Consider the following 10,725-nt stretch of genomic DNA (forward strand, 5'->3'; position numbering starts at 1 on the left):
TGCGGCGGCCGACGCCGGGCTCCGTACCCCCTCACAACCGCCACTCCACCGGCTTCGGCGGCCGATACGAGCAGTACGCCCCCGTCGTCACCGACTCCCGCAGATGCGCGGCCAGTTCGGGGTGCGCCCGGTCCAGTTTGCGCAGGGAGTCGCGGATACGGGCGGTGACGGTCTTACGGGCCCGCTCGGCCTCGTCGCCCAGGCGGCGGGTGCGTCCGCCGAGGCCGGCCGCCGTACGCAACTCGTCGAGCAGCGCGGCGCGTTCGCGGGCGAACTCCTCCGCGCGGCGGTCGTCGCCCAGTTCGGCCGCGCGGTCGATCTCCCGGTCGAGCTGCTCCAGCCGCCGCCGGTAGCGGACCTTCGCCTCTTCGTCGAGCACGGGGTCCCCGCCGAACCGGCGGGCGGCGATCACCGTCTCGCCGCCCCCGGGGTCGAGGAGGGTCACGGCGGACAGCTCGTCGCCCGCATGCGACAGCAGGGTGTGCAGATCCCGCAGCCCCTTGGCATCGGGGACATGGACGGCCCGCCCATCGAAGGCGAGCGCCCACACGGCTCCGTCCCGCCGGAACCGCCTTTCCTCAGCCGGAGGTGAAGGAGGCGAAGGCGAAAGAGGAGGTGAAGGAGGTGAAGGTGAAGGAGGAGGTGAAGGAGGAGACACAGAGGGTACGGAGGCGGAAGGCGGTACGGCGGCAGCGGAGGGCGCGGCGGCCGGGCGCGGCACACCGTCGGCCGGAGGCATGGCGGCGGGAGCACCGGCCGCAGGTGTGCCCCCTTCACCCGCGAGCACGCCCCCTTCACCCGTCGACGCGGGCGCGGCGCCGGGGAACACGGGCGCCCCGTCCCCTGGCGCGGCCACGGCAGGCGGCACCCCCTGCGCCCTCGGCACCCCCGGCAGATGCGTCAGCCCCAGCTCCGCCGCCTCCCGACGCACCACCGCCGCAAGGCCCGGGGGCGCTTCCCCGGGCCCCAGCACTGCCAGCAGCGCCGCCCTGGCCCGTACCGCCCAGGGCCGGGCGCGCATCCGGTCCGCCGATTCAAAGGCCGAGGTCAGCTCCGCCACCGCCGCGTCCCGGTCGCCCCGGGCCGCGTCCAGCAGCCCCAGCCAGAGGTCAACCGGCCCGCTGATGTCACATCCGTACAGCGAGACCAGCCACTGCCCCGAATACGCCGCCAGCTCCGCCCTGGCCGACTCGATCAGGACCGGGTCCCCCGACGCCGCCGCCACCTGCGCCCGCAGCCGGATCGCCAGCGGCTCGAACGCCCGGGGCAGTGGCTCCGGCAGGGCCGCCAGCTCGTCGCGGTGGAGCCGGGCGATCTCGTACTCCCCCCGCTCGATCGCGGTGAGCCCCGCGAGCAGGGCGGGAAAGGGGTGAGCCACCTCGACCAGTCCATCGACCACGGTCCGGGCCTCCTTGAACCGCCCCTGGAGCAGAAACAGCCCCCACCGCATATGGGCGGTCATATAGGCGAACGGCGGATGCTCGTGCTCGGACGAGATCGCCTGGGACAGCAGGTCCCCGGCATCCGTGAACCGGCCGTGGAGCGCCGCGACGAGGCACCTGTCGATCTCCATCGCCAGTTCGTGCCGGCGCACGGCGGCGCCCTCGGCGAGCGCGGTGAAAGCGTGGAGCTGGTCGAGATAGCGCGGGTCGCCCAGCTCCAGCAGGGTGACCCAGCGCATCGAGACGGAGTGCAGCTCCATGCCCAGGTTGTCGGTGCGCCGGGCGACGGCGATCATCTCCGCGGTGAGCGCGAGCCGCTCCGCCGAGGTGCCGAGCCCCCAGATCGAGTCGTGCCGCGCCCACAGCGCGAACAACAGGGCGTCGTCGTCATCGCCGCTGCGGGCCAGATCGGTGGTGCGTACGGCCAGGTCATGGGCGATCCGCTCGGAGGTCAGGTCCGACACGTCCTCCCCGCTGCCGCCGATCAGCGCCCGGTGCGCGTCCCGCAGCAGGTCGGGGTCGCCCAGGGAGCTGCCGGGGAGCTGTTCGTGCTGGTGGAGCGTGATCGCGACCCGGGCCAGCAACTCGGGATCGCGCAGCTCGCGGGCCAGCTCCACCGCGCGCTCGAAGGCCCGCCGGGAGTCGGCCGTACGGCCGTTGTGCCACAGCTCGCCGCCGAGGTCGAGGGCGATCAGCGCGACGCGGCGCCGGTCGTCGCCCGCCGCCTCCGTCGCCCGCCGGTAGTGGCCCACGGCCTCCTCGCTCGCGAGTCTGCTGGAGGCGTCCCGGGCCGCCGCCAGCAGCAGATCCACCCGCCTCCCGGACTCCAGCTCGTCCCCGGCGAGATACGCGTGGCGGGCGAGATCGGCGGGGAAGATCTTCTCGCTGAGGGCGGGGGCGAGGTCCAGGGCGCGGACGACCGCGGCGTGCCGCCCGCACTTCGCCCCTTGGTCCAGCGCGTCGTACAGGGTCTCCCGCACCAGGTCGTGGGCGAACGCGAACCTGCCGCCCGTCCGCACCGTCACCAGCCGGGCGGCCACCGCGCTCTCCAGCAGCCGGTCCACATGCGGTACGGGTGCGCCCACCGCAGCCGCGAGCACCTGGCGGTGGAACTCCCGGCCCAGCACGGCCGCCGTCTCCAGCACCCCGGTCACCGGCTCCGGGAGCAGCGAGAGCCGTCGCCGCACGGCCTCCCGCACCCCGGGGGCGACGGTGGTGACGGGGCTGCCGCTGCGCCAGATACGGACGGTCTGCTCCACGAAGAAGGGGTTGCCCCCGGTACGGCGGTGCACCTCGTCCACCAGGTCGGGCGCCGGCTCCACGCCCGCGGTCAGCGTGATCAGGGTGCCCACCTCTTCGCGGGTGAGACCGGTCAGGGTGACGGTCGCCGCGGCCCGCGCGGCCAGCGGCAGGATCAGCCGCTGAAGTGGGTGGCCGGGCGTCTCCACCTCGGCGTCCCGATACGTCCCGATCAGCAGGAGACGCTCGAACCAGGCGTGCTGGGCGGCGAATTCGAGGAGTCTGAGGGACGCGGGGTCCGCCCAGTGCAGATCGTCGAGGACGACGACCACGGGCCGCCGCTGCGAGACGGTGACCAGCGCCGTCGTCACCGCGTCGTACAGCGCGAAGCGCTCGTCCCCCTCGGCCCCGCCAGGACCCTCGCCCGCGCCGGGACCCTCGGCTCCCGTGCGAGGCCCCCGATCCTCGGCCCCGCCGGGACCTTCGCTTCCGCCGGGACCTTCGGCTCCCGGGCGGGACCCAGGCCCAGGCCCCCCGGCGCCCGCACCTCCCGCCGCCTCCCCCAGCAGCACCGCGAGCCGTCCGCCCGCCGTCTTCTCGGCCGCCGGCCAGTCCTCACCGGCCCCTCGTCTCAGCCCCCGCACCACCTGCACCCACGGCCAGTAGCCCGGCGCGCTGTCGGAGTCCCAGCAGGAACCGCCCAGCACCAGCGCCCCGCGCCGCCGCGCCTCGTCGGCGGCCTCGGTCACCAGCGAGGTCTTGCCGATCCCCGCCTCGCCCGTGACCAGCACCAGACCCCCGTGGCTGTCCGTCGCCCGGCCGATCTCGGCCCGGAGGACGCCCGCGGGGTGTTCGCGCCCGATCAATGCAGGGGTCATGCCGAAACCATAGGAGGCGGCACTGACAATCGGCATCCGAGAATGCCCACCGTCCGTGCCGCCTCCGCCGTTCCCGCAGCTCACAGGACCGGACCGCGGTCCCGCGAACCATTGCCGTCAGCTGAACGGCAGCCGAGCCGCTGTACGGCAGCCGAGCCGCTGGCTCAGCAGCCGCGCCGCTACCTCAGCTGAACGGCAGCCGCGCCAGCAGCTTCTCGCCCTCCGGCTCCCGCTCCCGGCGGTCCGCCCCGCCCGTACCGGCCATCAGCCGGGCGAACTGCTCGCCCGCGCGTTCGATCCGTACCGGCAGGGTGTCCGTGAGGGCGTCACCCGTACCGCCCCAGTCCTCCGACGCCGCGTACACGGCCATCGGCGCGATCACGGCCCGCAGATAGGCGAAGAGCGGACGCAGCGCGTGCTCCAGCACCAGCGAGTGACGGGCCGTGCCGCCGGTCGCCCCGATCAGCACGGGTTTGCCGGTCAGCGCGTCCGGGTCGAGCAGATCGAAGAACGACTTGAACAACCCGCTGTACGACGCCGTGAACACGGGAGTCACCGCGATCAGGCCATCGGCCTCCGTCACCGCCCCGATCGCCTCGTCGAGCGCGGGCGGCGGAAAACCGGTCACCAGATGGTTGGCGATCGGCACCGCCAGCTCGCGCAGCTCGATGACCCGGACCTCCACGGCCCCGGCGTCGGATACGACCCCGGCGTCGGATACGGCCTCGGCGTCGGCCTGCCCGGCCAGCGAGGTGCGTACCGCCTCGGTGAGCCGGTCGGCCAGCAGCCGGGTCGACGACGGCACGCTCAGACCGGCGGACACGGCCACCAGCTTCAGGGTCATGACGTCTCCTTCGTACGGGCGGCGGTGACCGCCGGGTGCATCGGCGCGGACTCGGGCACTCCGGCCGGCCGCATGTTGTCGAACTCCTTGCGCAGCACGGGTACGACCTCCTCGCCGAGGATGTCGAGCTGCTCAAGAACCGTCTTGAGCGGCAGACCCGCGTGGTCCACCAGGAACAGCTGGCGCTGGTAGTCGCCGACCGCCTCACGGAACCCGAGGGTCCGCTCGATGACCTCCTGCGGGCTGCCCACGGTCAGCGGGGTCTGCTCGGAGAAGTCCTCCAGCGATGGCCCGTGGCCGTAGACCGGCGCGTTGTCGAAGTACGGACGGAACTCCCTGACCGCGTCCTGCGAGTTCTTGCGCATGTAGACATGGCCGCCGAGACCGACGATGCCCTGCTCGGGCGTGCCGTGGCCGTAGTGCGCGTACCGCTTCCGGTACAGCTCCACCATCTGCTTGGTGTGGGACATGGGCCAGAAGATGTTGTTGTGGAAGAAACCGTCACCGTAGTACGCGGCCTGCTCGGCGATCTCCGGGGAGCGGATCGAGCCGTGCCAGACGAACGGCGGTACGCCGTCGAGCGGGCGCGGGGTCGAGGTGAAGGACTGGAGCGGCGTACGGAACTTGCCCTCCCAGTCCACCACGTCCTCCTGCCACAGCTTGCGCAGCAGGGCGTAGTTCTCGATCGCGAGCGGGATGCCCTGCCGGATGTCCTGGCCGAACCAGGGGTAGACCGGGCCGGTGTTCCCGCGTCCCATCATCAGGTCGATCCGGCCGTCCGCGAGGTGCTGGAGATATGCGTAGTCCTCCGCGATCTTCACCGGGTCATTGGTGGTGATCAGGGTGGTGGAGGTGGACAGGATCAGGTTCTCGGTCCGGGCCGCGATATGTCCGAGCAGCGTCGTGGGGGACGACGGGACGAACGGCGGGTTGTGGTGCTCGCCGGTGGCGAAGACGTCGAGTCCGACCTCTTCGACCTTCTGGGCGATGGCGACCGTGGCCTTGATCCGCTCGTGCTCGCTCGGCGTACGACCGGTCGTCGGGTCGGTCGTGACATCGCCGACGGTGAAGATGCCGAACTGCATGGAGCTCACCTCTCGGGTAGGTTCTCAACCCTTGATGGTTGAATATTGAACAAACCCTATAACCCGGACGCCCACACAGCTATTCCGGCCCCCGCTCACCCCTCCCCACCTGGGCGGATCCGCTGTCCCGGTGCGGAACAGCGCGCCCGCTGTCCCGCGCCCGCTGCCCCGCACCCGCTATCCCACTCCGGGGAACAGCTGCCTGAAGGCATCCGCCGACGCCGACCCCGACCGCCCGAACGGCGCGTCGAAGTTCCACACCAGGAAGAGCAGAAACGCGATCAGCGCGCTGAACAGGCCCGCGAGCAGCAGTTCCCGGTAGGAGCGGCCCATCTGCATGGTGAAGATCAGCCCCACCGTGACCAGCGCCCCGATGATCAGCCCGAACCACACCACCCCGGGCAGCGTCGCCCCCGCGTTCTGCTCCCGGGCGTTACGGGCGTCGTCCGCGGTGGCGATCTGATCCAGCATGGGCTGGTACGCCTGTGCCTCCAGCTCGCCCGCCGGCACGCGCTGGGCGATGTCCGACCGTACGGAATCGAGCAGTCTGTCGCCCCGGTCGGACAGCTCCTCGCCGTCGACCATCCGGGGCCATTCCTTGCCGACGACATGCGCGACATAGGCATCGATGTCCGCCCGCAGCCCCGACTGCACATCGGACGGCAGGACCTCGGCGCGCTGGGTGACCTCGTACAGGGCCTGTGCCTCACGCCGTACGTCGTCCTGCGCGGCGCTGCGGGCCTCCCAGGCGCCCGCGATGGCCAGGCCCAGCACGATGGCGTAGACGACGCCGACCATCATCGTCATGTATTCGAGAACATCGGGGGTCTCGGTCTCGTCGTCGCCTCCGCCGCCGCTGCCCGCCGTCGATGCCGCCTCACGCCTGCGATGGCTGAACAGGGCGACGGCGAGTACGACGGCACAAGCGGCGGCCATCGCGATGGCCAGGACCAGCCATTCGGACATGGGATCTCCGTGTCTGTTTCGGGTGTACGAGTTACTGCGTGTGCGGCCTGCGCGCCCGCAGGCTCCGAACGAGAGCGCCTAGCGCCCGCGCCGGGGCCGCAGGATCGCGGCGGCGAGGACTGCCGGGGTGGTCATCGTGAGCATCAGGACGACGAGGGGCATGCCGCCCGTCTTCCGCTTGGCGGGCAGCGGGTGGTAGGCGCGTACGGGCTTCGCGACCGGTACGGGCCGTACGGGCGGCGGCGGGGCCGCCGCCGGAGGAGCCGGCGCGGGCCGCACCGGTGCCGGGGCGGGTGCCACGGGCGGCAGCGCGACCGGGGCGACCGGGGCGCGTGGCGGTGCGGGGGCCGGGGGGACCGCCCGCTGCGGCGGTGCGACGGGCGCCGGACTGCTCGGACTGCTCGGAGTGCTCGGCGTGGCCGGACTGCTCGGTGCCGGGGGCTCGGGTGGAGTCGGCGTCGGAGTCGGGGGCTCGGGTGGAGTCGGCGTCGGTGACGGTGAGGGCGGGGGTGTGGGCGTCGGCGTCGGCGTGGGGGAAGGGGTCGGTGTCGGGGTGGGTGTGGGCGTGGGGGATGGAGTGGGGCACGGTGGCGGCGGAGGCGGCGGGGGGCAGTGCCTGAGGACATGAACCGATACGGATACGTCGACACTGAGCGGCCGTGGCCCGCCCACGGTGACCGACGCCGAGCCGCAGACGACGCCGGGCACGGCGACGTACACGGACGCCCCTATGGGGAACGGTCTCTCGGCCCGAGAAGCGGAACGCAAGGGCGAAGGCGATGGCGAACGGGGTGCGGAAGCGGGCGGAGGAGTGCGCGTGGGCGTGTGCGTGGGCGTGTGCGTGTGCGTGGCACGGGAAACCGGCACCGGACGCGCGCCCGGCACCGCCGGTGCCTCCGCCCCGACGCGTTCCCGCGCAAACGACCCCAGCGCGGAATCGCTCACCGAACTGCCTGTCCCCACCCCCTGCGAGCCCAGAATCGCCGCGATCCCCAGTGCGCTCAACTGCTCCCAACCCGCCACATGGGCAAGGTAAGGGCGTCGGCGGGGCACCGAGGGTGCTATCACCCGGATAGGTGAATAAGACGTTCGTCCGACCGCGCCCTCACTGGAGTCACAGGGGCAACGGAGGCCATGCGCCGTGCCGTGGAACCGGCCGTACGCGGGGGCGGAGGGTCGGCGGACCACCGACGGACCACCGACGGAGTACCGGCGGACCATCGACGGAAGACCGACGTATGTCCTGCGTAGGTCATACGTCTGCCCTACGCCGGAGGGGACGGAAAGCCGGGACGGAGTACGTCCGCGTGCGGGAGCTGACGGGTCGTGAGACGGTCGCCGGGTGATCGATTCCGTACTCGCCGCCATCCCGGTGCCGATGGTCGCCGCCGTCGCCGCGACCGCCTTCGTCCTGCTCGGCACCTCCGCACTCCGCCTGTCCAGCGCGGGCCGCACCGACCCGTCGGACGAGGCGCGTTCGGTGACCCTCGCGCTCTACGGGTGCCTGGTCGGGGTCCTGTCGCTCGGCCTGTTCGTCGTGCTCATATAGCGCGCTCGTGCCGCTCGGACAGCGGGCTCGTGCCAGATCAGGCGCCTGCTCACAGCCAGCCGTTGCGGCGGAAGCTGCGGTGGATGAGCAGACAGGTGGTCGCCATGACGCCGATGACCAGCGGATAGCCGTAGGTCCAGCGCAGCTCCGGCATATGGTCGAAGTTCATTCCGTACACCCCGCAGACCATCGTCGGCACGGCCACGATCGCCGCCCACGCCGTGATCTTCCGCATGTCCTCGTTCTGTGCGACGGTCACCTGCGCCAGATGCGCCTGGAGGATCGAGTCGAGGAGGGAGTCGTAGGAACCGAGCTGCTCGTTCAGCCGGGCCAGATGGTCGACCACATCGCGGAAGTACGGCTGTATCTCCGGCCCGACCAGCGGCTGCGGGGTGGTGGCGAGCGTCCATACGGGTCGCTCCAGGGGCACCACCGCCCGCTTCAGTTCCAGCAGTTCCCGCTTGAGGAGATAGATCCGTCCGGCGTCGCCGCGCCCGGCCTGTTCGCTGAAGACGGCGGTCTCGACCAGGTCGACATCCTGCTGCACGGCGTCGGCGACGGCGAGGTAGTCGTCCACGACCTGGTCGGCGATGGCGTGGAGTACGGCGGCCGGCCCCTTCGCCAACTGCTCGGGCGTGGCCTCCAGCGCCTCGCGCACCGGTCCGAGCGAGCCGTGTCTGCCGTGCCGGACCGTGATCACGAAGTCGGTGCCGGTGAAGACCATCACTTCCCCGGTGTCGACGATCTCGCTGAGCGCCGCCTGCTCCTCGTGATCGACATAGCGGCAGGTCTTGAGCACGGCGAACAGCGTGCCCGAACCGCCCTGCCCCTGCCCCCGGTCGTCGTAGCGCTGCACCTTGGGCCGCTGATGCGCCTGCACCGCGTCCTCCACCGCCAGCGGATGCAGCCCGAACAGCTCCGCGAACACGGCGAACTCGACCTCGGTGGGCTCGTGCAGCCCGACCCAGACGAACCCCCGGCCGTTCTTGCGCACCTGCCGCAGCGCGTCGGCGGCGTCGCCGTCACACGGCTGCCGCACCCCGCCCTCGTAGACCACGCAGTTGACGACCGTGCTGCCCAGCGGGGAGCGGGCGGGGTGGCTCAGATCGACGGTGGTACGCCGGTAGGCACGGCGCATCACACGGCGAAGTTTGCGGATCATCGGCACGGCGAAGCTCCTTCGGAGGTCCGGGCGTCAGTGTGCCACTCGCCAGGTCGGGACGGGGTGGACACTGCGGTGGTGCCGGGCCCCGCACCACCGACCCCCGTACGCGGTCGTCGGCTTCGTCGGCTTTGTCAGCTTCGTCAGCTGGGTGCCCGCTCCGAGACCTGCGTGACCTGCGGGGGCGTCCGCGCCGGTTCGGTGAGCTGCGCCGTGGCGAAGCCGACGACCGCGCACACCACGATCAGCGGCATCTGACTGGTCGCGTCGCCGCCCAGCAGGATGGCCGCGAGCACGGAGCTGGTGACCGGCAGCCGCGTCGCCACCGCCGTCGCCGACGCGATGCCCAGCGCCAGCCCCGGCGTCACGCCGAGCCCCGGCAGGCCCGCGCACGCCACCCCGGCCGCCGCGCCGATCAGCACGGACGGAAAGATCGGCCCGCCGCGCAGCGCGCCCAGGCCGATGCCCCAGGCCAGCCCCTTGCACAGGATGAGCAGCACCAGCGCGCCCACCGGCCAGGCGTGCGGATCGGCGGCGAGCGCGCCCAGCGCCACCTGCCCCGAGAGCGCCGCCTCCGCCGGGGAACGGCCGGTGAGCAGCGCGTACGAGGCGATACAGACGCCCACGGCGACGGCGCACAGGACCGTACGGAGCGCGGTGCGGCGCGCGGTCCAGCCGGCGGTGAGATATCCGAGCCGGCGCGCGGTGGACAGGACCACCCCGATCAGTACGGCGGCGGGAATCCCCCACAGGAAGTCTCCCGCGTCCGGATCGACGTCCGGGGGTACGGAGGGGAGTTCGAGCGCCCCGACCGAAAGACCGGTCCACTGCCCGAAGCCGGTGAAGACCAGCGCGCCGACCCCGCTCCCCAGCAGACACGGCAGCAGCAGGACGACCAGCCGGGTCCCGGCCAGCCCCGCCGCCTCCACGACCATCACGGCGGCGACGAGCGGGCCGCCGAGGATGGTGGAGATCGCGACCGTCGAGCCGGTCATGCCGAGCACCAGCGCCGCCTCGGGGTGCTCCGCGCGCTTCGCGGACCGTACGGCGAGCAGCGCCAGGCCGCTGCCCAGCGCCATCAGCGGTGCCTCCGGGCCCAGCACCACCCCCAGCGGGAGCGTCGTGAGGCTCGCGAACACCACACCCGGCACCGCCTCCGGGCCCAGCGGCGGGCCGCCCAGGCCGCGGACCGGCAGATGACCGCCGCCCCCGGGCGCCCGGGTGACGACAGGCACCAGCAGCAGCCCCGCCAGCAGCAGCGCGGGCAGCGGCCACCACCACGGCGGCTCGTCGTAGCCGACGGCCCGGGGCAGGGACTCCCACACCGCGTGCTGCGCCTCGTTCAGCAGGCTCACGAAGAAGAAGCAGGCCAGCGCGATGGGCACCCCGAGGACGACGGAGAGCAGCAGCAGCCGGAGATACCCGCGGCTGAGCAGAATCCCCCGCAGATCCGCCTCCGGCGCGGTCATCCGGGGTCTCCGTGCGGGTCCCTGTGCCTGGGTGCCGCCCGGGGTGCTCCGTGTCCGGGCGGCGGCGCGGGCGCCTGGGCTGCCCGGCCTC

At 72.5% G+C, this 10,725-nt stretch carries 8 protein-coding genes; 1 reads left to right on the plus strand and 7 read right to left on the minus strand.

Features of this window, described 5'->3' with window-relative positions; genetic code table 11:
• Window positions 1-31: 31 nt before the first annotated feature.
• From ACWF94_RS21460 to ACWF94_RS21480, 5 genes are all read right to left on the minus strand, one after another.
• Window positions 32-3,559 (minus strand): ATP-binding protein, encoded by a 3,528-nt coding sequence (locus ACWF94_RS21460; RefSeq protein WP_453490610.1) that lies wholly within the window; start codon window positions 3,557-3,559, stop codon window positions 32-34.
• 184 nt (window positions 3,560-3,743) lie between these two features.
• Window positions 3,744-4,403 (minus strand): FMN reductase, encoded by a 660-nt coding sequence (locus ACWF94_RS21465; RefSeq protein ID WP_453490613.1) that lies wholly within the window; start codon window positions 4,401-4,403, stop codon window positions 3,744-3,746.
• Window positions 4,400-5,488 (minus strand): LLM class flavin-dependent oxidoreductase, encoded by a 1,089-nt coding sequence (locus tag ACWF94_RS21470; protein WP_453490616.1) that lies wholly within the window; start codon window positions 5,486-5,488, stop codon window positions 4,400-4,402. Before ACWF94_RS21470 ends, ACWF94_RS21465 begins: the two co-directional genes overlap by 4 nt.
• A gap of 177 nt (window positions 5,489-5,665) precedes the next feature.
• The gene (locus ACWF94_RS21475; protein ID WP_453490619.1) at window positions 5,666-6,454 is read right to left on the minus strand and encodes a bestrophin-like domain; all 789 of its coding nucleotides are present in this window, start codon (window positions 6,452-6,454) and stop codon (window positions 5,666-5,668) included.
• A gap of 78 nt (window positions 6,455-6,532) precedes the next feature.
• Window positions 6,533-6,754 (minus strand): hypothetical protein, encoded by a 222-nt coding sequence (locus tag ACWF94_RS21480; RefSeq protein ID WP_453490622.1) that lies wholly within the window; start codon window positions 6,752-6,754, stop codon window positions 6,533-6,535.
• 1,042 nt (window positions 6,755-7,796) lie between these two features.
• Between ACWF94_RS21480 and ACWF94_RS21485 the strand changes: the two genes are divergently transcribed.
• Entirely contained in the window at window positions 7,797-8,003 is a 207-nt protein-coding gene (locus tag ACWF94_RS21485) for a hypothetical protein (RefSeq protein ID WP_453490625.1), read from the plus strand.
• A gap of 49 nt (window positions 8,004-8,052) precedes the next feature.
• On the opposite strand, the gene ACWF94_RS21490 is transcribed toward ACWF94_RS21485, so the two are convergent.
• Both ACWF94_RS21490 and ACWF94_RS21495 read right to left on the minus strand, forming a co-directional pair.
• Entirely contained in the window at window positions 8,053-9,165 is a 1,113-nt protein-coding gene (locus ACWF94_RS21490; RefSeq protein WP_453490628.1) for a magnesium and cobalt transport protein CorA, read from the minus strand.
• A gap of 143 nt (window positions 9,166-9,308) precedes the next feature.
• Window positions 9,309-10,634, minus strand: a complete 1,326-nt coding sequence (locus ACWF94_RS21495) for a chloride channel protein (RefSeq protein WP_453490631.1) — start codon at window positions 10,632-10,634, stop codon at window positions 9,309-9,311.
• Between the last annotated feature and the right edge of the window lie 91 nt (window positions 10,635-10,725).

This window comes from Streptomyces sp. NPDC055078 (assembly GCF_053607985.1).